Source organism: Tabrizicola fusiformis, assembly GCF_013328815.1.
In the GTDB taxonomy this organism is placed as follows: Bacteria; Pseudomonadota; Alphaproteobacteria; order Rhodobacterales; family Rhodobacteraceae; genus Fuscibacter.
Genome location: NZ_JABUHN010000003.1, coordinates 371,766 through 398,359 on the forward strand (window position 1 = coordinate 371,766; position 26,594 = coordinate 398,359).

A 26,594-nucleotide genomic window follows, 5' to 3' on the forward strand; every position below is an offset into this window, starting at 1 on the left:
ATGAGCGCCGCGCCCGGCTCGCAAAGCTTTGATCCGCAGGAGTTCGGCACTGTCGGCGCGGCTTCGGCCTGTCCGGCCTGCGTCGCCGCCCCTTCGGCCGAGCGTCTGGCACAGATGGCGCAGCCGCAGCACGCCCGGCTGATGTTCTCGCTGCCAGCGGTGCATTGCGCGGCCTGTATTTCGACGGTCGAGAACGCCGTGCAGGCGCTGCCCGGCGTGCAATCGGCGCGCGTCAACCTGACCCTGCGCCGCGTGTCGGTCGAGGCCGATGCCGATGTGACGGCGCCGGACCTGATCCGGGTGATGCAGGGCGTCGGCTATGAAGCGCATGAACTGGACCCGGGCCTGTTGTCGGCGACCGAGACCGACAAGCAAGGCCGCGACCTTCTGATGCGGCTGGGGGTGGCGTTCTTTTCGATGATGAACGTCATGCTGTTGTCGGTCGCCGTCTGGTCGGGGGCCGAGGCTGCGACACGCGACCTCTTCCACTGGATTTCGGCGGCCATCGCCATTCCAACGGTGATCTTTGCCGGGCAGCCCTTCTTCAAATCCGCCTGGGCGGGGCTGAAGGTCGGGCGGCTGGGGATGGATTTCCCGATTTCGCTGGCGCTGGTTCTGGCCTCGTCGATCTCGCTTTATGAAACCATCCATTCCGGCCATCACGCCTATTTCGATGCCGCTGTGATGCTGTCGTTCTTCCTGCTTCTGGGCCGCTATCTCGATCACCGCACCCGCGCCGTGGCCCGTTCCGCAGCCGAGGAACTGGCCGCCCTGGAGGTGCCCCGTGCAACGGTTCTGGTCGAGGGGGCCGAGGTTGTCCGCGCCATTACCGAGGTTGTCGCGGGCGATCTGGTGCGCGTGCGCCCGGGCGGGCGGATGCCGGTGGACGGCGTGGTGGAAAGCGGCACCTCCGAGGTGGACCGTTCGCTTCTGACCGGGGAAAGCCTGCCGGTCTTTGCCGGGCCGGGCAGCAGTGTTTCGGCGGGGGAAGTGAACCTGACCGGCCCCCTCACCCTGCGCGTGACGGCGGCGGGCAAGGACAGCAGCCTGCACCGCATGGCCGATCTGGTTGCCGTGGCCGAAAGTGCGCGCACGAAATACACCACCTTGGCGGAACGTGCGGCAAGCTGGTATTCGCCGCTGGTGCATCTGCTGTCGTTCAGCGCCTTTGGCTTCTGGATGTGGAAGACGGGCGGCGATCTGCGCTTTGCCATCAACATTTCGGCGGCGGTTCTGATCATCACCTGCCCCTGCGCGTTGGGTCTGGCGGTTCCGGCGGTGGTGACATCGGCTTCGGGGCGGCTGTTCCGCAAGGGCCTCTTGATCAAGCATGGCACCGCGCTGGAACGGCTGGCGCAGGTCGATACGGTGGTCTTCGACAAGACCGGCACCCTGACCATGGGCGCGCCCGAGGCGACCAATCTGGCCGACCATCCCCGCCCGGCGGTTGAGGTGGCGGCGGCTCTGGCCATGGCCTCGTCCCATCCGCTGGCCACGGCACTGGCCGAGGCCGCGCGTGCCGCGGGCATCCACCCGGCCCGGGTGGAGGAGCTGCGCGAAGTGCCGGGCTACGGGATCGAGGGGCTTTGGAAGGGGCAGCGCGTGCGCCTTGGCCGGGCCGACTGGTGCGGCGGCGAGGGCGTGGCGATGACCGCCACCTATCTTTGCACCGGCGAGGGTCGCGCCCGCGCCTTTACCTTCACCGACCGGCTGCGCCCGGGTGCCGAAGCGGCAATTGCCAGCCTCAAGGCCCAGGGCATGGCGCTGCGGCTGATTTCGGGCGACAGCGCGGGGGCCGTGGCCGCCCTTGCGGCCCGCGTCGGCGTTGCCGACTGGACGGCAGGCGCCCTGCCCGCCGAAAAGGCGGCGCTTGTCCGCGACCTGACGGCGGCCGGTCACCGGGTTCTGATGGTGGGGGACGGGCTGAACGACACGGCGGCGCTGGCCGGGGCGCATGTCTCGATCTCGCCCGCGTCGGCGCTGGATGCGGCGCGGACGGCTTCGGATATCGTGCTTTTGGGGCAGGATATGGCGCCGATCGGCGATGCGCTGCGGATCAGCCGCCAGGCCACGCGCCGCATTGTCGAGAATTTCGGCCTGTCGGCAGGCTATAACGTGATCGCCGTGCCGCTGGCGCTGGTGGGCATGGCAACGCCGCTGGCGGCGGCGCTGGCAATGTCGCTGTCGTCGATTACCGTTTCGCTGAACGCGCTGCGGCTGAAATAGGGAACGCCATGGAAATCCTGTCCTTCCTGATCCCGATTTCGCTGATCCTTGGCGGCATAGGGCTTGCCGCCTTTGTCTGGGCGATCAGGACCAAGCAATTCGACGATCCGGCAGGCGATGCCAACCGCATCCTGACCAAGGATTGGGACGACCACCCCCGGCCCTGAGCAGGCGCTAGGCCCGTCCGGCCTGCGCCGAAAGCGAAATCGGGTCGATCCCCATGATCCGCAGTGCGCCCGACCATTTGGCGCCGTCATCCTCGCCAAAGACCAGCGCCGGTTCGGGGTCGCAGGTGAGCCAGTCATTGCGGGCGATCTCGCCCTCCAACTGCCCCGGCCCCCAGCCGGAATAGCCCAGCGCCAGAAGGGCCCGGTGCGGCCCGGCGCCGCGCGCCATCGCCTCAAGCACGTCCAGCGTGGCGGTCATGCCATAGCCGCCGCCAATGCGCATCGTCGCCGCCTCGCTGCGGAAATCGCGGCTGTGCAGCACGAAACCGCGCCCCCGCTCGACCGGGCCGCCAAAATGCACACGGATGTCGCGCCCTTCGGGGGCGCGGGGAATTTCCAGATGTTCCAGAAGGTTGGCAAAAGACAGGTCCGGCACCAGCTTGTTGATGATCAGGCCCATGGCGCCGTCATCGCTGTGCGCGCAAATCAGGATCACCGCCCGGTCAAAGCGCGGATCGCCCATGCCCGGCATCGCCACCAGAAGCTTGCCCGAAAGGTCCATGATTCGCCCTCCTGTCCCGCTGTCGCCCCCAAGATGGGCGCTGCGCGCCTGTGTCTCAACCCCGCGCCTCGCCCAAAGTTGATTTCCCCTTCCGACGCCATCGCCTATGGTCGCGGCATGAAGTTTGCCGCCCTCAGCCTGTTTCTCGCCCTGACGCCGCCCGCCCTTGCCATGACGCAGGACGAGGTGCTGACCGCAACCCTGCTACCCGGATGGCGGATGGAGAACGGCCATCAGATGGCCGCCCTGTCGCTGACCCTTGCGCCGGGATGGAAGACCTATTGGCGCAGCCCGGGCGAGGCGGGGATTCCGCCGCTTTTCGACTGGTCGGGGTCCGACAACATCGCTTCGGTGCGGCTGCATTGGCCCAGCCCTTCGGTGTTTCACACCAACGGGATGCAGACGGTGGGTTACCATGACCGGCTGGTGCTGCCGGTGGAAATCACCCCGATTGACCCTGCGCGCCCGATCACCGTGCGCTTGCAGGTCGATCTGGGGGTTTGCAGCGACATCTGTATGCCTGCCGCGCTGTCCCTTGCCGGTGAGCTTCCGGCCAAGGGCACGCCGGATGCCGCGATCCGCGCCGCCTTGGGCGAGCGTCCCCGCAGCGGGCGCGAAGCCGGGCTGCGCGATATTGACTGCCGGATCGAACCGATCCGCGACGGGCTGCGCCTGACCGCCGATATCGACCTGCCCCGGCGGGGCCGCGACGAGGTGGTGGTGTTCGAAAGTGCGGGTTCGCGCGTCTGGGTGTCCGAGGCGGTCACCGAACGGCAGGGCGGGCGGCTGGTTTCCACCGCTGATCTGGTCGGCCCCGGCGGCGCCCCCTTTGCGCTCGATCGCAAGGGGGTGACCGTGACTGTGCTGGGGGATGGCCCTGCGGTGGAAATCGCGGGCTGCCCAGCGCCCTGAATCAGCCCTGCGGCGACATCGCCTTGCGCCGCTGCGCCCGTTCCAGCCCAAGCTTGCGCTCGCGCCAGATGATCAGGACACCGGCCAGCACCACCAGCGCCGCGCCGCCCAACATGGTCCAGCTTGGCACTTCGGCAAAGACGTAATAGCCGATCAGCAGCGCGAAGATCATCGAGGCATAGTCGAACGGCGCCACAACCGAGGCATCCGCCTCGCGGTAGGACGAGGTCAGCAGAATCTGCCCCACCCCGCCCAACAGCCCCGCCCCGATCAGCGTGACGGCTTCCAGCGGCGTCGGCACCACCCAGCCAAACGGCAGCGTCAGGAACGACAGCCCCGTCGCCGTCAGCGAAAACCAGAAGACGATGGCAGGGGTCCGCTCTGTCAGCACCAGCTTCGAGACGAAGACCTGCGCCAGCGCGGCAAAGACCGCACCGCCCAGCACCAGCATGGCGCCAAACGCCTCACGGTGGCCGGTGGTTTCGCCCTCGATCAGGGTCAGCCGCGGCGACAGCACGATCATCACCCCGGTCAGACCCAGAATAACGGCGGTGATGCGGAAGGCCCGCACCTCTTCGCCCAAGAACATTGCGGCGAAGATCACCGTCAGCAGGGGTGCTGCATAGCCGATGGCCGTCACCTCGGGCAGCGGCAGATAGCCAAGCCCGGCAAAGCCAAGGCCCATGGCACAGGTGCCCATCAGCCCGCGCCAGACATGGCCCAAGGGGTTGACCGTGCGAAAGCCGGTGCGCAATTCGTGCCGCATCATCAGCCAGACCACGATCACCGGAATGGCGAAAAAGCTGCGGAAGAACACCGCCTGCCCCGCCGGAACATGGGCAGCCGTGGTCTTGATCATCGCCGACATGACGATGAAGATCAGGACCGAGCCAAGTTTAAGGCCAATGCCGCGCAGAGGTCGCATGGCGCCTTCCTGTCACGCCCGCGGGGCGCGGGCAAGGGTCGGGGCCTTGGCAAGCCCCGCCATTCGCGGGATGCTGCGGCGAAACAGCCGGAAGGAACGCCCCATGCCCGATATCCAGCCCGCCGCATCTCTGGCCCGGCGCATCGCACAAGGCCGGGGTCTGGAACCCGCCGATCTGGTGCTGAAAGGCGGCCGGGTGTTCGATCTGATCACCGGCGAGTTGGTGGAAACCGATGTGGCGATCTGCGGCGATACCATTGTGGGCACCTTCGGCAGCTATCAGGGCCGGCGCGAGGTGGATGTGACGGGCAAGGTTCTGGTGCCCGGTTTCATCGACACCCATCTGCATATTGAATCCAGCCTTGTGACCCCGTTCGAGTTTGACCGCTGCGTGTTGCCGCGCGGGGTGACCACGGCGATCTGCGACCCGCATGAGATTGCCAATGTCTGCGGGCTGGAGGGCATCCATTACTTCCTTGAGGCTTCGGTTCGGACGCTGATGGATATAAGGGTGCAGCTTTCGTCCTGTGTGCCCTCGACCCATATGGAGACCACCGGCGCGCGGCTTGAGGCGGCGGACCTTGTGCCGCTGATCGACCATCCACGGGTGATCGGGCTGGCCGAATTCATGAATTACCCCGGCGTTCTGATGCAAGACCCCGGCTGCATGGCCAAGCTTGAGGCATGGGCTGGCCGACACATCGACGGCCATTCCCCCCTGCTGCGCGGCAATGACCTGAACGGCTATATCGCCGCAGGCATCCGCACCGAGCATGAGGCGACCACGGCGGAAGAGGGGCTGGAAAAGCTGCGCAAGGGAATGCGGGTGCTGATCCGCGAGGGGTCGGTTTCCAAAGACCTGCACGCGCTGGCACCGTTGCTGACCGAACGGCATTCGCCCTATCTCTGCCTTTGCACCGATGACCGCAATCCATTGGACATTGCCGAGCATGGCCATCTGGACTGGATCATCCGCACCGCGATTGCCCTTGGCGCCCCGCCGCTGGCGGTCTACCGCGCGGCCAGCCTTTCAGCCGCCGAAGCCTTTGGCCTCAAGGACCGCGGGCTGATCGCGCCGGGCAAACGCGCCGATATCGCGGTGATCGACGGGCTGGAAGGCTGCCATGTGGCGCAGGTCTTTGCCGGTGGGGTGGAGGTGACCGAGGCCGCCTTTGCCGCGCGTGGGACGATCCCCTCGGTCGCACGCCATTCGGTCAAGGCGCCCACCGTGACCGCCGCCGATTTTCGCACCGGCGGCAACCGGGTGGAGACGCCGGTGATCGGGATTGTGCCCGGCAAGATCATCACCCCACACCTGACCTTCGATATCGCGCCGCAGGATGGCGACAAGAAACCCGACCTTTCCCGCGATCTGGTGAAAATCGCGGTGATCGAACGGCATGGTGTGAACGGCAACAAGGCCACTGGCTTTGTCCAGGGCTTTGGGTTGCAACGCGGCGCCATCGCCTCGACCGTCTGCCATGACCATCACAACATCGCGGTGGTGGGGGTGGATTATGCCGATATGGCGCTGGCCGCGAACCGGCTGGGCCAGATCGAAGGCGGCTTTGTGGTGGTCGAAGGTGGCAAGGTTCTGGCCGAACTGGCGCTGCCGGTGGCCGGGCTGATGAGTCTTGAACCGTTCGAGACGGTCCACCACGACCTTGTGGCGCTGCGGGCAGCGGCGAAATCGCTAGGCGTGGTGCTGGAAGAACCCTTCCTGCAACTGGCCTTTCTGGCGCTGCCGGTGATCCCGCATCTGAAGATCACCGACCACGGCATGGTGGATGTGGACAGGTTCGAAATCCTGCCCTGAGGTTTAATGCACGCTGACCGGCGCGAAATCGTGCTGGCGGGCCAGAAGGAAAGCCAGATCGCGGTCAGCGACCAGCGCCAGCCGCTCGCCATCGGCGCGGTGGACGGAATAGACCGTCTCAAGCCCGTCGATCTGGGCGCGCACCTCATCGGGCAATTCGGCCACCGCCACCGGGCGGACATAGACGATTGCCGGGCCGGCTTCGGGAAGCCCTGCGTATTTCACATCCATTTCACTCTCCTCACTTGCGGCCGATGCGGATGGTCTGCACCACGGTTTCGGGAACCGCGCGGCGCAGGTCGATGTTCAACAGCCCATGGTCCAGATTGGCCCCCGCCACCTCGACCCCATCGGCCAGCACGAAGCTGCGCTGAAAGGCGCGCGCCGCGATGCCCCGGTGCAGGAAAACCCGCTCCCCGCTGTCTTCGGCCTGCCGGCCCCGGATCACCAACTGGCGGTCTTCGACCGTGATCGCCAGATCCTCGTCGCGGAAGCCCGCGACGGCCAGGGTAATGCGATAGACATTCTCGGCCACCGCCTCGATGTTGAAGGGCGGATAACCTTCGGAAGCGGTCTTGGCGGTGCGCTCGACCAGACGCTCAAGCTGTTCGAACCCCAGAAGATAGGGATGCGCGCCGAAGGTGAGTTTCGTCATCGGACTGTCCTTTGAAAGCGACATATCTGCCGGGCCCCGTCCGGGCACCCGACACCGGAAATATGGGGGGCGGGGATCGGGGCTGCAAGGGATTCGCGGCGCGGGGGAATGCGGGAAAATTTGATCAATCCGGCAATATTTTCCGCCGAATACGGGCCGAATCGCTGTATCCTTCAGGAAAGCCAAGAAGACTGGACCTGATCCTGCCATGAATGCCCCCAGCGAAATGAACTTTGAAGAGATGGTCCGCGTGAAGATCGAGGTGCTGCGCCGCGAGCATCGGGATCTGGATGCGGCCATTCATGCGCTTGAGGAAACCGGGCGGCCGGACCAGCTTACCCTGCGGCGGCTGAAAAAGCAGAAGCTGGCGCTGAAGGATCAGATCACCCGGCTGGAAGATCAGTTGATCCCCGACATCATCGCGTGAATTGCAGAGTCGGGGTGAACCCCGACCTACGGGGTCAATCTTGTCCATCCCACTTGCCGCCCCCGCCCCCACGGGGTAATCCGCCTGAAAAGACAGGAGGCGCGCATGGCCGTGGATGTCGGGATCATCATGGGAAGCCAGTCGGACTGGCCGACGATGAAGGAGGCCGCGCTGATCCTGGATGCGCTGGGGGTTTCCTACGAGACCAAGATCGTCTCGGCCCACCGCACGCCGGACCGGCTCTGGACCTATGGCAAAGAGGCGGCGGGGCGCGGGCTGAAGGTGATCATCGCGGGCGCGGGTGGTGCCGCCCATCTGCCGGGAATGATGGCCTCAAAAACGCGAATTCCCGTGGTGGGCGTGCCGGTGCAGACCAAGGCGCTTTCTGGCGTGGACAGCCTGTATTCCATCCTCCAGATGCCCAAGGGTTACCCCGTCGCCACTATGGCGATCGGTGCTGCGGGCGCTGCCAATGCCGGGCTGATGGCGGCGGGCATTCTGGCGATTTCCGATGCGGCCCTTGCCGAACGGCTCGACGCCTGGCGTGCAGCCCTTTCCGCCTCGATCCCGGAGGAGCCGAAGGATGAGTGAGATGCTGCCGCAAGGCGCGACCATCGGTATTCTGGGCGGCGGGCAATTGGGCCGGATGCTGTCGGTGGCGGCCAGCCGCCTTGGCTTCAAGACCCATATCTATGAACCTGCCGCGAACCCGCCGGCGGCCCATGTCGCCGACCGGGTGACCACGGCGCCCTATGAAGACCTTGCCACCCTGCGCGCCTTTGCCGCCGCGGTCGATGTGGTGACCTATGAATTCGAGAATGTCCCGACCGAGGCGCTGGACGCGATCGAGGCTTTGCGCCCGATCCGCCCCAACCGCCGGGCGCTGGCCATCAGCCAGGACCGCATTCTTGAGAAGGATTTCCTGACCGGACTTGGCCTGACCTGCGCGCCCTATGCTGCGGTCAGCACCGCTGCCGATCTGGACGCGGCGCTGAGGAAGGTCGGTCACCCGGCGATCCTGAAAACCACCCGGCTGGGCTATGACGGCAAGGGGCAGGCGCGGATCATGTCGCTGGCCGATGCGCCGGGTGCCCTTGCCGCGATGAAGGGTGCGGCTTCGGTTCTGGAAGGCTTCATCGACTTCAGCCACGAGGTTTCGGTGATTGCGGCGCGCGGGCTTGACGGCTCGGTCGCCTGCTATGATCCGGGCGAGAATGTGCATAAGGACGGCATCCTTGCCACCACCACCCTGCCCGCCCGCCTTTCCCCCGGCCAGCGCACCGATGCCGTGCTGCTGGCGGCGCGTATCCTGAACGCGCTGGATTATGTGGGCGTGATGGGGGTGGAGTTGTTCGTCACGCCGCAGGGCCTGATCGTGAACGAGATCGCGCCGCGCGTCCATAACTCGGGCCACTGGACGCAGAACGGCTGCGCGGTGGACCAGTTCGAACAGCATATCCGCGCCGTTGCGGGCTGGCCCCTTGGCGACGGCAGCCGCTTTGCCGATGTGGTGATGGAGAATCTGATCGGCGACGACATCCTGCGCGTGCCGCAGATCGCGCGCGAACGCGACGCCGCGCTGCATCTCTATGGCAAGGCCGAAGCCCGGCCCGGGCGCAAGATGGGCCATGTCAACCGGATCATCCGGCGCACCTGAACGGCTGACGGGGCGCCCGGCCCTGCCGTCGCTGCCTCCGGCGGGAGTATTTCGCAAGGTGCAATCCCGGCGCGGAATGCCGCCGGGATCAGCTACAGACGATGGCCACCACCATGAACTTGCATTTCGGGCCGGACTTTTCGGCGGGTGCCGGTGCCGGGGTGGGGGCAGCTTTCTGGGTGGTGGTGCCGGTCGATTTCTTGGTGCTGGTGCCCGAAGATTTCTTCTTGGCGGCGACGGGTTCGGGCTTGCAGGTCTTTTCGGGCTCTTTGGTCAGGGCAAGCCAGACCTCTGCCGTCGGCTCCAATTCGCCGGCCTCGGCCTTTTTGGCGGTGTAATAGCGCCGCATCGCGTTGCGCGACCCGTTGCCCCAATCGCCATCAACCGCCATCGCATAGCAGCCGATCCGTTTCAATTCATCCTGCACGGCGCGGGGCAGATCGGCGGCAGCGGGCGGTTGCGGACCACCGGACGGGGCGGCGTCGATGCCGGCAATATGCGAGGGGGTCGCGGGAACCGCGCTGATCACCGACAGATTTCTGGTTTCGGACGAGAGCGCCGCCAGACGCAGCGGGCTCAACTCATCCAGAATGATGCTGTCATCCTCGGCCGTGTCGAAAGCCGGCAGACCGGCCAGCACTTCGGCATCGGCATCGGCGGCGGCGGGCGGCACGAAATAGAACTGGCTGCGCAGCGAGGATTGCTCCCATGGGGTCTGTTTGCCGCCGGTCGCCGTCTCGACCTCATTGCGGACCTCGATCATCAGGTCCGACAGGCTTTGCTCCGGCTGGGCGATATGGGCCAGAAGGGCGGCGGTGAAGGGGCTGCTGTCTTCGGTCGTGCCCTTGTCCCACGCCACCTCGCCCGGGGCGGTGGCAAAGGCGACAAAAGTGCCTGCCCCGCCGTCATACTGCGCCAGCCCGGCATCGGTCTGCCCGCGTAGCGCCTGCGGCAAGGGATCGGTCCGGCAGGCATCCAGAAAGATCAGCAACTGCCCCTCGGCGGGTTTCAGCCGCGCCGCGATGGCATTCAGTTCGACCGTTTCCGAAATCAGCGCCTCGGCGCTGTCCAGCCGGGCGGTGACCGGCACCAGCCGGTTGACCCCGCCCGCCTGAAACGCATGGCCCGCATAATAGAACAGAACGGTTTCGGCCTGTGCCGCCTGTGCTGCGAACGTGTCCAGCACGGCATCGAACACGCCCGGATCGGCGTCGGTCAGCACCGTCACATCAAAGTCGAGATCGCGCAGGGCACTGGCCAGAGCCTGCGCATCCTTCACCGGCGTCGAGAGGCCGGGCACATGGGCATAAGCCTCGTTTCCGACCACAAGCGCCAGCTTTCTGCCGGTTTCGGCCAGAGCCGGCACGCCAGCCAGCGCGACAAGCACCATGGCCAGAACGGCGCGGGCAAGGTGGGCGAAGAACCGATGGATCATGCTGCGCTTCTCCTCAAGGCTGGTTCAGCCTAGCGCGAAAGCGGCCCCTTGGCGAGTGCGGCGAACCTTACCTTGGGGGCGTTTCGGCTGTGGCCGGTTCCGGGGTGTCGGTGTCTTCCTCGCCTTCGGCCAGACGCGCCCGGGCCAGACGGGCCAGCGTTTCATAGCGGCCACGGAACTCTTCCAGACTGCGCTCGTCCAGCTCTTCAAGATCGAGAACGGCATTATGGGCGCCCTTGGTGGCGCGGATCAGCTCGTCCAGCTTCAACTGGATCGCGGCGGTGTCGCGGTTCTGGGTGTTCTGGATCAGGAAGACCATCAGAAAGGTGACGATGGTGGTGCCGGTGTTGATCACCAGTTGCCATGTGTCGGAATAATCGAACAGCGGCCCGGTCACGATCCAGACCACAATCACGCCCACGGCAAGAAGGAAGGTGCCCGGACGCCCTGTCAGCCGGGAAATGGTCTTGGCGGTGGCGGCATAGTGGGAACGAAGACGCATCCGGGGCCTCCTGCGGGTGGCCCATCCTGCGGCGGCGGATCGGGCGGGACAAGGGGCAATCCCCCTGCCCCGCCCGGTGGCGTCACAGATCGGCGGGCAGCAATTCGGCCGGCAGGTTCTGATAGGCGACGGGGCGCAGCCAGCGGCGGATCGACAACGTGCCGACCGAGGTGGCGCCGAAATTGGTCGAAGCCGGATAGGGCCCGCCATGGACCTGCGCATCCACCACCTCGACCCCGGTCGGGAAACCATTGGCCAGCACCCGGCCCGCCTTGCGCTCCAGCACCGGCATCAGGAGACGCGCCTGCGGGTAATCGGCAGGGTCGACATGCAGGGTGCAGGTCAACTGCCCCTCAAGATGGCTGGCGACGGCCTGCATCTGGGCAAAGTCGCGCACCCGCAGGATCAGGCCCAGCGGCCCGAAGACCTCTTCGCCCAAGGCGTGATTGACCAGCCAGTCATCGCCCGACACCTCAAACAGATAGGGCGTGGCCTGCCGCAGGTCGCAGACCGAGGTCAGGACGGCACGCACCCCGGCGCTGCCCGCAATCCGGTCACGGCCCGCGCGATAAGCTTCGGCGATGCCATCGGTCAACATGGTCTGCGCGCCGACCTTGCCCACCGCCTCTTTGGCGGCGGCAATGAACGCCTGCGCGTCCGGCCCGTCGATCACCACGGCGATGCCGGGATTGGTGCAGAACTGGCCCGCCCCCATGGTGAGCGACCCGGCCCAGCCGGCGGCCAGCGCGGCACCCCGCGCGGCCAGCGCGGCGGGCATGAGGAACATCGGGTTGACCGAACCCAGCTCACCAAAGAACGGGATCGGTTCTGGGCGCCGCGCGCAAAGGTCAAACAGCGCCCGGCCACCGCCAAGGCTGCCGGTGAAACCGACGGCCTTGATCAGGGGATGCTGCACCAGCGCCTCACCCACATCGCGCTTGCCGCCCTGCACAAGGCTGAAGACGCCCGGATGCAGGCCCAGCGCCTTGATCGCGGCATCAATCGCCTGCGCCACGATCTCGCCGGTGCCGGGATGGGCGGAATGGCCCTTGACCACCACCGGACAGCCCGCCGCCAGCGCCGAGGCGGTGTCGCCCCCCGCCGTCGAGAAGGCCAGCGGGAAGTTCGAGGCGCCGAACACCGCGACCGGCCCGATCGGGCGCTGCATCATGCGGATTTCCGGGCGCGGCGCGGGCTGACGGTCGGGCAGCGCCGGGTCGTGCCGCCGGTCCAGATAATCGCCCTTGCGGATATGGGCGGCGAAGAGGCGAAGCTGGCCCGTGGTGCGGCCCCGCTCCCCCTCAAGCCGGGCGGCGGGCAGGCCGGTTTCCGAGGTGCCGATGGCGGTAATCTCGGCGCCCCGCGCCTCGATCTCATCGGCGATACGGTCAAGGAAGGCGGCGCGCTGATCGCGGGTCAGGGCAGAAAAACTGGCAAAGGCCGCTTCGGCGCCCTGCACGGCGGCATCGACATGAGCCGGGGTGCCCACGGCAAAGCTCAGCGCGGGGCCGCTGGCCGGAGAGGAAAGGAAGGTCGCGTCGCCCGCAACCCATTGGCCCGCGATCAGGTGATGTCCGGTCAGCATGTTGTGCTCCTTGCTGGCGGCGGACCGGGGGTTTCACACCCCCGGACCCCCGTGGGATATTTGGGCCAAGATGAAGCCTAGAAGTGGAACGGATCGGTCACGATGCGGCGCCCGAGGGTGAGGGCGTCGGCGACATGGACCATCGGGGCAAGGTCCACCTCGGACTGACCAGCGGCGACCAGTTCGGCCATGCGGGCATAAAGAGCCGGATATTCGCCCATGATCGAGGCTTCGCCCGCCACCGGCTTGCCGTGGAGTTCCAGCACGTTGCCGCCCATCCGCAGCACCAGCGGCCCCCGGTCGGTTTCCACCGCGATGTCCCAGGTTTGCGGCCCGGTCTGGCGCCAGTCGAAATCGGCGGTGACATTGCCCGAGAAGGTCAGGTCCGCCGCGATCGGCGTCTGGCGGTTTTCGGGAAAGGTCAGGGTGGCGGCGGTCAGATGCACCGGCTGCGGCAGGATATGGGTCAGGATCGACAGCGCGTTGCTGCCCGGATCGAACACGCCCATGCCGCCGGGTTCAAACACCCAGTCCTGCCCGGGATGCCATTTGCGGACATCCTCGCGCCAGGTGATATGCGCCTCGATCACCGCCTTGTCGGCCAGCCAGGCTTTGGCGGCGGCCACCGCATGGGCCATGCGGCTGTGCCATGTGGTGTAGAGCGTGACACCCTGCTCCGCCGCAAGGGCGGCCAGTTCATGAACCTCGGCAAGCGTCGCGCCGGGGGGTTTTTCCAGCATCACATGGCGCCCCGCCAGCAGCGCTGCCTCGGCATAGGCAAAGCGCGGCACCGGCGGCAGGCAAAGCGAGACGGTCTCCACCTCGGGATGCGCCTCCAGCATGGCGGCAAGGTCGGTATAGGCGGGCACGCCCGGCACCGATCCCTGACGCGAGACGGTGGCGGCCAGATGCCAGTCGGCGCTGGCCGCGATGGCTGGCACATGCTGATCCACCGCGATCTTGCCGATACCCACAAGGGCGACGTTGCGCGGTGCCATCAGTGGGAATCCTTGCCCACCGGCGCCCCGCGGCAGCCCTTGAGGAAGTCGAGGTCGGCGCCGGTATCAGCCCCCTGCACATGGCTTTGGTGCAACCAGGCATAGCCGGATTGATACAGCTCATGCGCCGGGGTCCATGCAGCGAGGCGCGCGGCCAGCTCCTCGTCCGAAATATCCAGATGCAGGCGGCGGTTCGGCACGTCCAGTTCGATGAAATCGCCGTTCTGCACCACGGCCAGCGGGCCACCCGCCGCCGCTTCGGGCGAGGTGTGCAGGCAGACGGTGCCATAGGCGGTGCCCGACATGCGGGCATCGGAAATGCGGACCATATCGGTGATGCCCTTGCGCAGCACCTTGGGCGGCAGGCCCATGTTGCCCACCTCGGCCATGCCCGGATAGCCCTTTGGCCCGCAGTTCTTCAGAACCATGACGCAGGTTTCGTCGATGTCCAAAGCCTCGTCATTGATCTTGGCCTTGTAGTCGTCGATATCCTCGAACACCACGGCGCGGCCCCGGTGGGTGAGCAGATGGGACGAGGCGGCAGAGGGCTTCAGCACCGCCCCTTTCGGTGCCAGATTGCCCTTCAGCACCACCACGCCGCCCGATTTCGCCAGCGCCTTTTCGGCGGGCAGGATCACCTCTTCGTTGTGGTTGGTCACGTCCTTGACCTGATCCCACATCGACTGCCCCGAAACGGTCAGCGCATCCTTGTGCAGAAGACCCGCCTCGCCCAGCCGCTTGATCACCACCGGCAGGCCACCGGCATAGAAGAATTCTTCCATCAGATATTTGCCCGAGGGCATCAGGTTCACCACCGTCGGCACGTCGCGGCCACAGCGGTCCCAGTCGTCAAGGGTCAGGTCCACGCCGACCCGGCCCGCGATGGCCAGAAGGTGGATCACCGCATTGGTGGAACCGCCGATGGCGGCATTGGTGCGGATGGCGTTTTCAAACGCCGCCTTCACCATCACGTCCGAAGGCTTCAGGTCATCCTTGACCATCTGCACGATGCGGCGGCCCGACATCTGCGCCATGACGCGGCGGCGGCTGTCCACCGCCGGGATGGCGGCATTGCCCGAAAGCGCCATGCCCAGCGCCTCGGCCATCGAGGCCATGGTGCTGGCGGTGCCCATGGTGTTGCACGAACCGGCCGAACGGCTCATCGAGGCTTCGGCCTCGGCAAATTCGTCTTGCGTCATCTCGCCGGCCTTCACGGCTTCGGAGAATTTCCACAGATGGGTGCCCGACCCCACCCGCTCACCCTTGTAATAGCCGTTGAGCATCGGCCCGCCGGTGACCACGATCGACGGCAGGTCGGTCGAACCCGCGGCCATCAGCAGGCTGGGCGTGGTCTTGTCGCAGCCCACCAGCAGCACGCAGCCATCCATCGGCTGGCCGCGCATCTGCTCTTCCACCGACATGGCGGCAAGGTTGCGGAACATCATCGCCGTGGGCCGGAACGCGCTTTCCGAGGTGGAGAAGGCGGGAACCTCCACCGGGAAACCGCCCGCCTCATAGACGCCACGCTTCACGAATTCGGCCAGCACATTCAGATGGGCGTTGCAGGGCGTCAGCTCGGACCAGGTGTTCAGAATGCCGATCACCGGGCGCCCGTCGAACAGGTCATGTGGAAAGCCCTGATTCTTCATCCAGCCGCGATGATAGATCTGGTCGCGGCCATTGCCGCCAAACCAGTCCTGCGAGCGCAGTCTGCGCGGCCAGGGGGCGGGGGTAAAGGTCATGGCATCCTCACAGGGTTTGAACGGTCACCGCACCCGGGGTCGCGGGGGCGAAGGCCAGGGGGTTGGTCAGCGGCAGGCCAAAGGGCGCCGCCTCAATCTCGAACGTGTCGCCCGCGGCGGTCTTGATGCCATCGGCGAAGGACAGGGTGGCGGTGCCGAACATATGCACATGCAGATCGCCCGGTTGACGGAACACGTCATATTTGAAGTGATGGTGTTCCAGATTGGCATAGGTGTGGGACATGTTCGCCTCGCCCGACAGGAAGGGCTTTTCCCAGATCACCGCGCCATCGCGGCGGATGCGGCTGATGCCACGAATGTCGGCAGGCAGATCGCCCACCAGCAGTTCGGGGCCAAAACTGGCCACCCGCAACTTGGAATGGGCGAGCCAGAGGTAATTCACCCGCTCTGTCACATGGTCAGAGAATTCGTTGGCAAGCGCCCAGCCGATCCGGTGCGGCGTGCCGTCCGGGCCGATCAGGTAAAGGCCCGCAATCTCGGGCTCTTCGCCGCCATCTTCGGCAAAACCCGGCGCGGTCAGGGCCTGTCCCGGGGCGACGGCGGCATGGCCGTTGCCCTTGTAGAACCATTCCGGCTGCACACCCACGGCACCCGCCGCCGGGCGCCCGCCCTCAAGCCCCATGCGGAACATCTTCATGCTGTCGGTCAGCGTCTCGGCCCCGCCTTCAAGCTTGGCGTGCATCGCGTCGCGGGCGGCGGCGCTGCCCAGATGGGTCAGGCCGGTGCCCGTCAGATGCATATGCGCCGGGTCGGGATGGGTGACGGGCAGCGCCAGCCGCCCTTCCTCTGCCGCGCGCACCAGATCCACCGGCGCGCCAAGGCCATGGGCCGCAATCACCTGCGCCAGAGATCGCCCGGTCGCCACCGCCTCACCCGCCAGCGCATAGGTAGAGGTGGCGCCACGAACCTCGGCCGCTTCGGAACCGTCGCGCACCACGACGGCAAGGCTGCCATCGGCACGGTGGATCTGCGAAATCAGCATCATCGGCCTCATTTGTTCTTGTTGTAGACGTCGAAGATCACGGCAACCAGCAGCACCAGCCCCTTGATCATCATCTGATAGTCCGAGCCGATGCCAAGGATCGACATGCCCATGTTCATGACACCCATGATCAGCGCACCGATCACCACGCCCACGATCTTGCCCGAGCCGCCCGTCATCGAGGCGCCGCCGATGAAGACCGAAGCGATGGCATCGAGTTCAAATCCGGTGCCGGCCTTGGGCGTGGCGCTGTTCAGGCGGGCGGTCACGATCATGCCCGCCAGCGCCGCCAGCACGCCCATGTTGACAAAGCACAGGAACACCAGCCGGTCGGTGCGGATGCCCGAAAGCTTGGCCGCCTTTTCATTGCCGCCAAGGGCATAGATGCGCCGGCCCGTCACGGTGTTTTCGGTGAAGAAGGCGTAAAGTGCCGTCAGCACCGCCAGCACGACCATCACATTCGGCAAGCCCCGGAACGAGGCGAGTTGCCAGCCGACAAAGGCCGTCGCGGCGGCGATGATCAGGTTGCGCGCCCAGAAGAGGCCCGAGGGTTCCGGCGTGATGCCGAATTCAGCATCGCGGGCCCGCGCCCGCAGGCCCAGCCAGAGTTGCAGCCCGATGGCAATGGCAATCACGATCAGCGTCAGCCCATGCGGCCGCCCGATACCCGTCAGGTCAGGGATGAAGCCGTTCGACAGCGCCTGAAACCCCTTGGGGAACGGCCCGATGTTCTGGCCGCCCAGCATCCACATCGTGGCGCCGCGAAACACCATCATGCCCGCCAGCGTCACGATGAAGGACGGGATGCGCCAGAAGGCCACCCAATAGCCCTGCGCCGCCCCGATCAATCCACCGACAACCAGCGTCAGCGGAATGACGATGTAGAACGGCAGGCCGACATTGACCGTAAGCCATGCCGCCACCGCGCCGGTAAAGGCCGCGACCGAGCCGACAGACAGGTCGATATGGCCCGCGACGATCACCAGAAGCATCCCCAGCGCAAGGATGATCACATGGCCGTTCTGCAGGAAGATGTTGGTGATGTTCTGCGCCTTGAGAAAGCTCACCGGCTGCGGCTGCAATTGCAGCAGAACCGAGAACAGCACCACGATGGCGACCAGCGCCACCAGCATTCCGTTCTCGCGCAGATGCCCGCCCAGATGGGCACCAAGGCCCTTTTGTTCTGCCATCACGCAGCCTCCCCTTCCCCGGCCATCTGGCCATTGTCCTTTATGATCAGGGCCATGATCCGCTCCTGGCTGGCTTCCTCTGCGGAAAGCTCCCCCACGATGCGCCCCTCGTTCATCACATAGATGCGGTCACACATGCCCAGAAGCTCGGGCATTTCGGAGCTGATCATCACGATGCCGCGGCCCTGCGCCGCCAGATCGTTCATGATCGAATAGATTTCAAACTTGGCACCCACGTCGATGCCGCGGGTCGGCTCGTCCAGGATCAGCACCTGCGGATCGGTGAAGAGCCATTTCGACAGCACCACCTTCTGCTGATTGCCGCCCGACAGGTTCACCACCTTCTGCTGCACGCCGGGGGTGCGGATCGCCATGGCCTTGCGATAACGCTCGGCCACCTCGGTTTCGCGCCGCTTGTCCAGCACGCCGCGCCGCGACACGCCGGGCAGATTGGCCAGCGTCACATTGCGCACGATGGGTTCTTCCAGCACCAGACCCAGCACCTTGCGGTCCTCGGTCACATAGGCCAGCCCCGCCTCCACCGCCTTGGCCACGGTCGAGGTATCGGCAGGCTTGCCACCCATGGTCACCTGCCCGGTGATGTCGCGGCCATAGCTGCGGCCGAACAGGCTCATCGCCAGTTCGGTGCGCCCCGACCCCATCAGCCCGGCGATGCCGACGATCTCGCCCTTGCGGACATTGAAGGCGGCGCCCTTGATCACCTGACGGCCCAGTTGCTCGGGGTGCCAGACGTTCCAGTCTTTCACCTCCATCAGCACCTCACCCGGGTTAGGCACCCGTTCGGGGTAACGATGCGCCATGTCGCGGCCCACCATGTCGCGGATGATGCGGTCTTCGGAAATCTCGTGCTTGTCCATGGTGGACACGGTTGACCCGTCGCGAATCACGGTGATGCGGTCGGCGACGCGGGAAATCTCGTTCAGCTTGTGGGAAATGATGATCTGCGTCACCCCCTGCGCCTTCAGCTCCAGCATCAGGTCCAAGAGCTTCTGGCTGTCGTTTTCCTGCAAGGCGGCGGTGGGTTCGTCGAGGATCAGCAGGCGCACATCCTTGGCCAGCGCCTTGGCAATCTCGATCAGTTGCTGTTTGCCGACGCCCAGCTTTTCAACCTTGGTGGTCGGCGCCTCGTCCAGCCCGACCTTTTTCAGCAGTTCGCCGGTTTTCTGGAACGCCAGCGCCCAGTTGATCACGCCGCGCTGCGCCACCTCGTTGCCCAGAAACAGGTTCTCGGCGATGGACAGAAGCGGCACCAGCGCCAGTTCCTGATGGATGATGATGATGCCCCGCGCCTCGCTGTCGCGGATGTTGCGGCAGGCCAGAGGGGCGCCGTCATAGATGATCTCGCCCTCATAGGAACCATGGGGATAGACCCCCGACAGCACCTTCATCAGCGTGGATTTTCCGGCGCCGTTTTCGCCGCAGATCGCGTGAATCTCACCCGGTGCGACGGTCAGGCTGACATTGTCCAGCGCGCGCACCCCCGGGAAGACCTTGCCGATCCCCCGCATTTCCAGCAATGCCGTCATGGTATCCCCCCGCAAAGAACCGTGCCCGCCGCTCGGGAGCGGAGGGCGGGCACGGCGGTCGTGTCGGTTACTTCAACTGGTCGGCAGTGTAATAGCCGGAGCCGACAAGCACAGCCTCATAGTTCGAGGCATCCACCGGCTGGCTGGCCAGCAGATAGGACGGCACGACCTTCACGCCGTTGTCATAGGTCTTTTCGTCGTTGATCTCGGGCGTGCCGCCCGACAGGATCGCGTCCACCATCTTGACTGTGACCTTGGCCAATTCGCGGGTGTCCTTGAAGATCGAAGAATACTGCTCGCCCGCGATGATCGACTTGATCGAGGGCACTTCGCAGTCCTGACCCGTGACGATCGGCATCTTCAGGTCGCCCGAGCCATAGCCCACGCCCTTGACCGAGGACAGAATGCCGATCGACAGCCCGTCATAGGGCGACAGCGCGCCGTGCAGAACCTTGTCGCCGTAGTTGGCCGACAGAAGGTTGTCCATCCGGGCCTGCGCCACGGCACCGTCCCAGCGCAGGGTGCCGACCACGTCCATGCCCGACTGGCCCGACGGGATCACGATGTCCCCGGCGTCGATCATCGGTTGCAGCACCGACATTGCGCCATTGTAGAAGAAGAAGGCGTTGTTATCGTCCGGGCTGCCGCCGAACAGTTCGACATTCCACGGCTTGGTGTCGGCAAAGCGCTCTTTCAGGCCCTTCACCAGCGATTCCGCCTGCTGCACACCCACGATGAAGTTGTCGAAGGTCGCGTAGTAATCGACATCGCCCGAATCGCGGATCAGGCGGTCATAAGCGATAACCTTGATGCCCGAAGCGGCGGCATTGGCCAGCGCGTTCGACAGGGTGGTGCCGTCGATGGCCGCGATGACCAGAACCTTCACGCCCTTGGTGATCATGTTCTCGATCTGGGCAAGCTGGTTCGGGATGTCGTCTTCGGCATATTGCAGATCGGTGCCATAGCCGGCAGCGGTGAATTGCTCGACCATCGCGGCGCCGTCCGAAATCCAGCGGGCCGAGGATTGCGTCGGCATGGCGATGCCCACGGTGCCCTTGTCCTGCGCAAAGACCGGCAGGCTGATCGCCGACGAAGCCACGGCCGCACCGCCAAGCGCCAGAAGCGCCCTTCTTGAAACTTGCATGTTCTTTCCTCCCTGGCCGCGCTGCGCGGCGAAAACCCCACGGTCCCGTCAGGCTGGCCCCTCCAAGACCGTGGCGCACTCTTGCAATGTCAGAACATATCCGTCAAATCAGGTTATCATATGTTCACATGGCTAAATTGTAATGTTTCCAACCGCTGATCACCTGTTGCAACGCGGCCTGAAACTCAGCCATCTGCGCTTTCTGGCGGCCCTGATGGAAACCGGCCAGATCACCCAGGCGGCAGAGCGGATCGGCATTGCCCAGCCCGCCGCCTCGCGCCTGCTGGCCGAGGTCGAGGGGATCGTCGGCGCCCCAGTGCATCTGCGCACCGGGCGCGGCATGCGGTTGACAGCCGTTGGCCTTGCCTTGGCCAGCCGGGCGCAACGCATCCAGATCGAGTTGCGCGATGCCGCCCGCGACATGGCCGAGGTGGTTTCGGGCGCCGTGGGCCATGTGCGCATCGGCTCGGTCACCGGCCCGGCCATCGACCGGGTGCTGCCGGTGCTGCGCAGCGCCCGGCTGACCGCACCCAAGATCACGGTCGAGGTGATCGTCGCCCCGTCGGATATCCTGTGCGAGCATCTGATGTCGGGCAGGATCGACTTTGCAATCGGCCGCCTGCCCGAGGGTGCCAGCCCGGACCTTTACCAGATGACGCCGATTGCAACCGAACCTGTGGCGCTGGTCGTGCGGCGGGGTCACCCCCTGACGCGGCAAAGATCCCCGGTGCCCAGCGCGCTGATGACCTATGACTGGGTGATGCCGCCGGAGGATTCGATCCTGTCCCGTGCCGTTATGGCGCGGCTGCGCGCGCATGACCTGCCGCTTCCGCCGCTGCGGTTCTCCACCGCCTCTTTCTTGCTGACCTTTGCCCTGTTGCAGCAATCCAATGCCATCGCACCGCTGGCGCGGGCGGTGGCGACCAGCTTTTCGCAATATCCGGCCTCACCCTATGTCGAACTGCCGATCGACTTGGGAATCGAGGTGGAAACCTTCGGCCTTGTCACCCTTGCCGGGGCAATCCTGCCGCCTGTCGCGGCCCGTCTGGCCGAAGAAATCCGGCTCTGGACCCCCGCCGGCCCGGGCTGAACCGGACCGCCCGCAGGGCGGCCCGGCCTGCGGCAGTCAAAGCTTGCAGCCAAGGGCACCCAGCGTGCGGTCGATCCAGCTCCGGTCTACCCGGCCTGCCAGAATCTCTTGCAGATGCGCGGTTTCCTGCGCGTGTTTCTGCTCGGCCTCGGCGCAGATTGCTTCGGCCTCGGCGCGGGGCACGGCGACCACGCCGTCATCATCGCCCAAGATCAGGTCTCCCGGCATCACGATCATCCCCGACAGCGACACCGGAACGTTGATTTCGCCCGGCCCGTTCTTGTAGGGGCCGCGGTGGGTGACACCCGCCGCATAGACCGGAAAGCTCTTGGTGCGGATCGAGGCCAGATCGCGGATGGCGCCGTTGATCACCACCCCGGCAAGGCCGCGCGTTTCGGCATGGGCCAGCATCATCTCGCCCAGCATGGCATTGGTCAGATCGCCCCCGGCATCCACCACCACCACATCTCCCGGGCTGGCAAGGTCCAGCGCCTTGTGCAGCATGAGGTTATCGCCCGGCCGCGACTTTACGGTAAAGGCGGGCCCGGCAAGGATGCCCCCCGCGTGCAGCGGGCGCAGTTGCGGCCCGGCGGCCACCATGCGCGACATCACATCGCTGACATTGGCCACCGGCAATTCGGCGAACCGGCGCACCAGAGACGGGTCCACCCGCTGCTCGACCGGCAGAATCCTGAAACCGTTCATGGCTTGACTTCCCTTGCTGTGATTTCGTTGTTCAGAAGAAGACGGGCTTCACCCACCCCGCCGCCCCGCGCGACAAGCTGGCGCCCCGCGGGCAGCGGCATCGGCCCAAGCCGCGAGCCGGTGATGATCACCTGCCCCCGCCGCAGCGGCAGGCCCCGGCCTGCGGCATGGCCCGCCAACCAGATCACCGCCTCGGCCACCTGCGCGCTGCTTGCACCGCCGGGGGTTTCGGCCACGACCTGACCATCGCAGAGCAGGGTCAGCGGCACCTGCGCCATCTCGACCGCCGCCCATGGCAGGCCGGCCTCAGCGGCGGAAAAGGCCCGGTTGCTTTGCGCATCGGCCAGCGCCGAAAACGGCGAGACCGCCTTGCGATCGACAAAGCGCGAGTCGAGGATTTCAAACGCCATGCCGACCGTGCCGATGGCGGCCAGAACCTGTTCCGGCCCCGCCCCCTCCGGCACATCGGCGGCCAGACGCAGCGCCAGCTCCACCTCAAGCAGCGGCGCCTGCATGGGGTGCGGCAGCGCGCCGCCGTCGGCAATCCACCGCGAGGCGCCCAGCGGCGCGCAGCGGATCACCCCGTCACGGGCTGGCGCAACCTTCCAGCCGGCCACCGGCTCGCGGCCCAGAACGGCGGTCTGCACGGCATAGGCTTCGGCCTCGTCACGGGGCGCGACCTCGGGGGCAAGCCCGGGCAACAGCGGGCCGTGAAAGGCAGCCGTCAGGGCGGCGGCGGCTTGGGTGATGCGGTTGGTCATAGCCGTTCTCCTGCCCGGCGCTGCGGGCGATGTGTGGGGTCCGCCTTGGGGCTGGCGGCAAGCAGGGTGCGGGTGTAATCGGCCTGTGGCGCGGTAAAGACAGCGCCGGTCGGCCCCTGTTCAACGATCTGCCCCCGGTGCATCACCAGCACCCGGTCGGCAAAATCGCGCACCACCGGCAGGTCATGGGCGATGAAGATGAAGCTCAACCCGTATTGCTTCTGGATGTCCTTGAGCAACTCGATCACCTGCGCCTGAACCGACACATCCAACGCCGACACCGCTTCGTCGCACAGGATGACCTCGGGTTTCAGCGACAGCGCCCGGGCGATGGCGATGCGTTGCCGCTGCCCGCCGGAAAACTGATGCGGATGGCGGCGGGCATGGGCCGGATCAAGCCCGACCTGAACCAGCAGCTTTTCCACCGCGGCGCGGCGGCCCTCGGCGGGCAACGCCTCGGGGTGGATGGCCCAATGTTCGCCGATGATCTCTTCCACCGTCATGCGCGGGTTGAGCGAGGCGGTCGGATCCTGAAACACCACCTGCACCCGGCGGCGAAAGGCAAAGACCTGCTCTTTCGACATGGCAAAGACATCCTGCCCCCGGTAGCGGACGCTGCCCGACGACGGCTCCATCAGCCGCAAAAGCACACGGGCCAGCGTGGTCTTGCCCGAACCGCTTTCGCCGACGATGCCCAGCGTCTCGCCCTTGCGCAGGGCAAAGCTCACCCCGTCCAGCGCCCGCACCTCGCGCGCGGCTTCGCGCAGGAAGCGGCCCCGCAGATGGAAGCTTTTGACCAGACCCTGCACTTCAAGCAGCAGCTCGGCGGCCTCATCGGGAACGCGGAACGGCAACTTGCCCGGCGCCGCCCCCAGCAGGCGGCGGGTATAGTCATGTGCGGGCGCGCGGAACACATCGGCCACCCGGCCGGTTTCCACAACCTCGCCGTCTTTCATCACCACCATGCGGTCGGCATGTTGCGCCACCACGCCCAGATCATGGGTGATCAGGACAAGGCCCATGCCGGTTTCATCGCGCAACTCTGACAGCAGGGTCAGAATCTGTGCCTGCACCGTGACATCCAGTGCCGTCGTAGGTTCATCCGCAATCAGCAGATCGGGCTTCATCGCCACGGCCATCGCAATCATGATCCGCTGCCGCTGACCGCCCGAAAACTCATGCGGATAGGCATTCATCCGGGCGGCGGCATGGGGGATGCCCACCCGCTCCAGCAGGGCCACGGCGCGGGCGCGGGCCTCGGACGGCGGCACGCCATGCACGCGCATCGCCTCGGCCACCTGCCAGCCCACGGGATAGACCGGGTTGAGATGCGCCAGCGGATCCTGAAAGATCATCGCAATGCGGCGGCCGTTGATCTCGCGCCGTTCATCCTTGGTCAGGGTCAACAGGTCTTGGCCCTGAAACAGCGCCCGCCCCGCGGTGATATGCCCCGGCGGGCTGTCGATCAGACCCATCACGGCAGAGGAGCTTACGCTTTTGCCCGAGCCGCTTTCGCCAAGGATCGCCAAGGTCTCGCCCCGGTTCACCTGCCACGAGACATTGCGCACCGCCTGCACGATCTTGCCGCGCGCATGAAATTCGACGCTGAGGTTTTCAACCGTCAGAAGGGCGGGTTCAGCCATTGGAAGGCATCCTTCTTTCAAGGCGCCAGCGCTGGACCGGATCGGTCACCACGCGCAGCCAGTTGGACAGGAGGTTGAGCGACATGGTGACCAGCGTGATCGCCAGCCCCGGCCAGAAGGCCAGCCACCAGGCATTGGCCAGATAGTTGCGCCCCTCGGCCACCATCACGCCCCAGGTCACCTCGGGCGCCTGAACGCCCAGCCCCAGGAACGACAGGCTCGCCTCGGCCAGCATCACGAAGGCGAAATCCAGCGTGGCGATGGTCAGCAGCGTCGGCGCGATGATCGGCAGGATATGGCGCAGGATGATCCGCAGCGGCCCGGCCCCGGCCACCAGTGCCGCGGTGACGAACATCCGCGTGCGGACCTCCAGCACCTCGGCCCGGGTGGTGCGCAGGTAGATCGGAATGCGCGTCAGGGCCAGAACGAAGATCACATTGCCGATGGACGGATCAAAGACATACAGCACCACCATCGCCAGCAAGAGCGAGGGAAAGCTCATCAGGATATCGGTCAGGCGCAGGATGACATCGCCCACCCAGCCGCCGCGATAGCCCGCAATCAGGCCCAGAACGGTGCCGATCACCAGCGAACTCAGCACCGCCGAGGCGGCAATCATCATGGTGTTCTGGGTGGCCACGATGATGCGCGGCAGGATCCCCCGCCCCAGCGAGTCGCCGCCAAGGATATAGGCCAGCCCGCGTGCCATCTCAAACGGCGGCGCATTGCGGGCGCGCAGGTTCATCGTCGTGGCCGCCTCGGTCAGAAAGGCCGGGCCGATCAGCGCGGCAAACACCGTCACCAGCAGGATCAGCGCGGCGCAACTGGCGAATTTGTCACGCCACAGCATGGCCAGAAGGGGGGCAAGGCGGCCGGGTTCCGGGGCGGCAAGGGTCATGGCAGCAGGGCCCTTCATATCGGTTGAGGTCAGGGCCATCATGCGGCCCTCGTGCGCGGATCAAGCAGCGCATAGGCAATGTCGATCAGCACGTTCAGCAGGAAGATGGCGATGGCGGTGATCATCACCCCGGCCTGGATCACCGCGAAATCGCGGTAGCTGATCGAGTCGATCATCAGGCGGCCCACGCCGGGAAAGCCGAAGATCGTCTCGACGATCACCGCGCCGTTGATGATGCCCGCCGCCTGATCGCCGGCCACGGTGATCACCGGCAGCATGGCGTTGCGCAGCGCATGGACAAAGATGATGGCGCGGCGCGGCACGCCCTTGGCCTCGGCGGTTTTCACATAGGGCGCCGACAGGACCGAAATCATCGTGCTGCGCGCGACCTGCACGATCAGCCCGCAAGGCCGGATCGCCAGAACCGCAACCGGCAGCACCCATTGCACCACCGTCCCGGTGCCCGAGGTGGGAACCCAGCGCAGTTGCACGGCAAAGACCAGCACGCCGACGATGGCGACCCAGAAATTCGGCAGGCTGGCCCCGATCAGCGACAACAGCGTGGCGATGCGGTCAAAGATGCCGTTGGGCCGCCAGGCCGCCAGCGCCCCTGTGATCACCGCCACCATCAGCGCGATGCCGATGGACCAGAAGGCCAAGAGAAGCGTGGTCGGCAGCGCCTCAAGCACCAGATCAACCGCCGGGCGGCCCTGACGCAGCGAGTCGCCGAAATCGAACACCAGAAGGTCGCGCAGGAAGTTTGCGAACTGCTGCCACAGCGGCAGGTCAAACCCATGCAGCCGGGCAAATTCCTCGCGCATTTCATTGGGTGCGTCGATCGGAAGATAAAGATCGGCGGGCGAGCCTGTCAGCCGCGCCATGAAGAACACAAGGATCACCAGACCGATCAGCGATCCGGCACTCCACAGCATCCGTTTTCCCAGAAATCCGGTCATCGGGTTTCCTTTCCCAAAGGGACCGCGCCGGGCAAACGGGCGCCCGGC

The 26,594-nt window shown here is 65.9% G+C and carries 26 protein-coding genes; 8 read left to right on the forward strand and 18 right to left on the reverse strand.

Translation table 11 applies throughout. The features are described 5' to 3' along the window. Both HS053_RS06640 and ccoS read left to right on the forward strand, forming a co-directional pair. A complete protein-coding gene (locus HS053_RS06640) occupies nt 1-2,226 on the forward strand; it encodes a heavy metal translocating P-type ATPase (RefSeq protein ID WP_174210425.1) in 2,226 nt (741 codons plus the stop codon). Between the two features lie 8 nt (nt 2,227-2,234). Further along, nucleotides 2,235-2,393 carry a cbb3-type cytochrome oxidase assembly protein CcoS gene (gene ccoS / locus HS053_RS06645; RefSeq protein WP_174210426.1) on the forward strand — a complete coding sequence of 53 codons (159 nt, stop codon included), beginning with the start codon at nt 2,235-2,237 and terminating at the stop codon, nt 2,391-2,393. Nucleotides 2,394-2,400: 7 nt separating this feature from the next. Here ccoS and HS053_RS06650 read toward each other — a convergent pair whose 3' ends face one another. Then, nucleotides 2,401-2,955 (reverse strand): YqgE/AlgH family protein, encoded by a 555-nt coding sequence (locus HS053_RS06650; protein WP_174210427.1) that lies wholly within the window; start codon nt 2,953-2,955, stop codon nt 2,401-2,403. A 117-nt stretch (nt 2,956-3,072) separates the two neighbouring features. Here HS053_RS06650 and HS053_RS06655 point away from each other — a divergent pair, with 117 nt between their 5' ends. After that, entirely contained in the window at nt 3,073-3,867 is a 795-nt protein-coding gene (locus tag HS053_RS06655) for a protein-disulfide reductase DsbD domain-containing protein (RefSeq protein ID WP_174210428.1), read from the forward strand. Between the two features lies 1 nt (nt 3,868). Here HS053_RS06655 and HS053_RS06660 read toward each other — a convergent pair whose 3' ends face one another. Beyond that, the gene (locus HS053_RS06660) at nt 3,869-4,792 is read right to left on the reverse strand and encodes a DMT family transporter (RefSeq protein WP_174210429.1); all 924 of its coding nucleotides are present in this window, start codon (nt 4,790-4,792) and stop codon (nt 3,869-3,871) included. Nucleotides 4,793-4,895: 103 nt separating this feature from the next. Between HS053_RS06660 and ade the strand changes: the two genes are divergently transcribed. Further along, nucleotides 4,896-6,608: an adenine deaminase gene (ade, locus tag HS053_RS06665; protein ID WP_174210430.1), complete on the forward strand. Its 1,713-nt coding sequence runs from the start codon at nt 4,896-4,898 to the stop codon at nt 6,606-6,608. Between the two features lie 3 nt (nt 6,609-6,611). Here the strand turns inward: ade and HS053_RS06670 are convergent, their stop codons facing one another. Beyond that, entirely contained in the window at nt 6,612-6,839 is a 228-nt protein-coding gene (locus HS053_RS06670; protein WP_174210431.1) for a DUF1150 family protein, read from the reverse strand. A 10-nt stretch (nt 6,840-6,849) separates the two neighbouring features. Continuing rightward, nucleotides 6,850-7,263, reverse strand: a complete 414-nt coding sequence (locus HS053_RS06675; RefSeq protein ID WP_174210432.1) for an Hsp20 family protein — start codon at nt 7,261-7,263, stop codon at nt 6,850-6,852. Nucleotides 7,264-7,471: 208 nt separating this feature from the next. On the opposite strand from HS053_RS06675, the gene HS053_RS06680 reads away from it, so the two are divergent. The 3 genes from HS053_RS06680 (at nt 7,472) to HS053_RS06690 (ending at nt 9,347) form a co-directional block, all read left to right on the forward strand. Continuing rightward, on the forward strand, nt 7,472-7,690 hold the full coding sequence (locus HS053_RS06680; protein ID WP_174210433.1) for a YdcH family protein: 219 nt from the start codon (nt 7,472-7,474) through the stop codon (nt 7,688-7,690). 105 nt (nt 7,691-7,795) lie between these two features. Beyond that, nucleotides 7,796-8,281, forward strand: a complete 486-nt coding sequence (gene purE / locus HS053_RS06685) for a 5-(carboxyamino)imidazole ribonucleotide mutase (RefSeq protein WP_174210434.1) — start codon at nt 7,796-7,798, stop codon at nt 8,279-8,281. Further along, the gene (locus tag HS053_RS06690) at nt 8,274-9,347 is read left to right on the forward strand and encodes a 5-(carboxyamino)imidazole ribonucleotide synthase (RefSeq protein WP_174210435.1); all 1,074 of its coding nucleotides are present in this window, start codon (nt 8,274-8,276) and stop codon (nt 9,345-9,347) included. Before purE ends, HS053_RS06690 begins: the two co-directional genes overlap by 8 nt. Before the next feature lie 88 nt (nt 9,348-9,435). On the opposite strand, the gene HS053_RS06695 is transcribed toward HS053_RS06690, so the two are convergent. From HS053_RS06695 to chvE, 9 genes are all read right to left on the reverse strand, one after another. Beyond that, entirely contained in the window at nt 9,436-10,782 is a 1,347-nt protein-coding gene (locus tag HS053_RS06695) for a caspase family protein (RefSeq protein ID WP_174210436.1), read from the reverse strand. A 67-nt stretch (nt 10,783-10,849) separates the two neighbouring features. Beyond that, nucleotides 10,850-11,284 (reverse strand): low affinity iron permease family protein, encoded by a 435-nt coding sequence (locus HS053_RS06700; RefSeq protein ID WP_174210437.1) that lies wholly within the window; start codon nt 11,282-11,284, stop codon nt 10,850-10,852. An 82-nt stretch (nt 11,285-11,366) separates the two neighbouring features. Further along, on the reverse strand, nt 11,367-12,869 hold the full coding sequence (locus HS053_RS06705) for an aldehyde dehydrogenase (NADP(+)) (RefSeq protein WP_174210438.1): 1,503 nt from the start codon (nt 12,867-12,869) through the stop codon (nt 11,367-11,369). Between the two features lie 77 nt (nt 12,870-12,946). After that, nucleotides 12,947-13,867 carry a Gfo/Idh/MocA family protein gene (locus HS053_RS06710; RefSeq protein ID WP_174210439.1) on the reverse strand — a complete coding sequence of 307 codons (921 nt, stop codon included), beginning with the start codon at nt 13,865-13,867 and terminating at the stop codon, nt 12,947-12,949. Further along, nucleotides 13,867-15,609: an L-arabinonate dehydratase gene (gene araD / locus HS053_RS06715; RefSeq protein ID WP_174210440.1), complete on the reverse strand. Its 1,743-nt coding sequence runs from the start codon at nt 15,607-15,609 to the stop codon at nt 13,867-13,869. Before araD ends, HS053_RS06710 begins: the two co-directional genes overlap by 1 nt. Nucleotides 15,610-15,616: 7 nt before the next feature. After that, nucleotides 15,617-16,612, reverse strand: a complete 996-nt coding sequence (gene araD1, locus HS053_RS06720) for an AraD1 family protein (protein ID WP_174210441.1) — start codon at nt 16,610-16,612, stop codon at nt 15,617-15,619. 8 nt (nt 16,613-16,620) lie between these two features. Next, a complete protein-coding gene (mmsB, locus tag HS053_RS06725) occupies nt 16,621-17,802 on the reverse strand; it encodes a multiple monosaccharide ABC transporter permease (protein WP_174210442.1) in 1,182 nt (393 codons plus the stop codon). After that, complete coding sequence (gene mmsA / locus HS053_RS06730; RefSeq protein ID WP_174210443.1) at nt 17,802-19,349, reverse strand: multiple monosaccharide ABC transporter ATP-binding protein; 1,548 nt, start codon at nt 19,347-19,349, stop codon at nt 17,802-17,804. Before mmsA ends, mmsB begins: the two co-directional genes overlap by 1 nt. 67 nt (nt 19,350-19,416) lie before the next feature. After that, a complete protein-coding gene (gene chvE / locus HS053_RS06735; RefSeq protein ID WP_174210444.1) occupies nt 19,417-20,493 on the reverse strand; it encodes a multiple monosaccharide ABC transporter substrate-binding protein in 1,077 nt (358 codons plus the stop codon). A 142-nt stretch (nt 20,494-20,635) separates the two neighbouring features. On the opposite strand from chvE, the gene HS053_RS06740 reads away from it, so the two are divergent. Next, complete coding sequence (locus tag HS053_RS06740; RefSeq protein WP_174210445.1) at nt 20,636-21,583, forward strand: LysR substrate-binding domain-containing protein; 948 nt, start codon at nt 20,636-20,638, stop codon at nt 21,581-21,583. Nucleotides 21,584-21,619: 36 nt separating this feature from the next. On the opposite strand, the gene HS053_RS06745 is transcribed toward HS053_RS06740, so the two are convergent. Genes HS053_RS06745 through HS053_RS06765 form a run of 5 tightly spaced genes read right to left on the reverse strand, consistent with a single transcriptional unit; the run spans nt 21,620 to nt 26,546 of the window. After that, the gene (locus HS053_RS06745) at nt 21,620-22,288 is read right to left on the reverse strand and encodes an RraA family protein (RefSeq protein WP_174210446.1); all 669 of its coding nucleotides are present in this window, start codon (nt 22,286-22,288) and stop codon (nt 21,620-21,622) included. Beyond that, complete coding sequence (locus HS053_RS06750) at nt 22,285-23,049, reverse strand: hypothetical protein (protein ID WP_174210447.1); 765 nt, start codon at nt 23,047-23,049, stop codon at nt 22,285-22,287. The genes HS053_RS06745 and HS053_RS06750 overlap by 4 nt, the downstream gene beginning before the upstream one ends. Further along, complete coding sequence (locus HS053_RS06755) at nt 23,046-24,692, reverse strand: ABC transporter ATP-binding protein (RefSeq protein WP_174210448.1); 1,647 nt, start codon at nt 24,690-24,692, stop codon at nt 23,046-23,048. Before HS053_RS06755 ends, HS053_RS06750 begins: the two co-directional genes overlap by 4 nt. After that, nucleotides 24,685-25,632, reverse strand: coding sequence for an ABC transporter permease (locus HS053_RS06760; protein WP_241699766.1), 948 nt, complete (start codon nt 25,630-25,632; stop codon nt 24,685-24,687). The genes HS053_RS06755 and HS053_RS06760 overlap by 8 nt, the downstream gene beginning before the upstream one ends. Continuing rightward, on the reverse strand, nt 25,629-26,546 hold the full coding sequence (locus HS053_RS06765) for an ABC transporter permease (RefSeq protein WP_174210449.1): 918 nt from the start codon (nt 26,544-26,546) through the stop codon (nt 25,629-25,631). The genes HS053_RS06760 and HS053_RS06765 overlap by 4 nt, the downstream gene beginning before the upstream one ends. Nucleotides 26,547-26,594 lie beyond the last annotated feature (48 nt).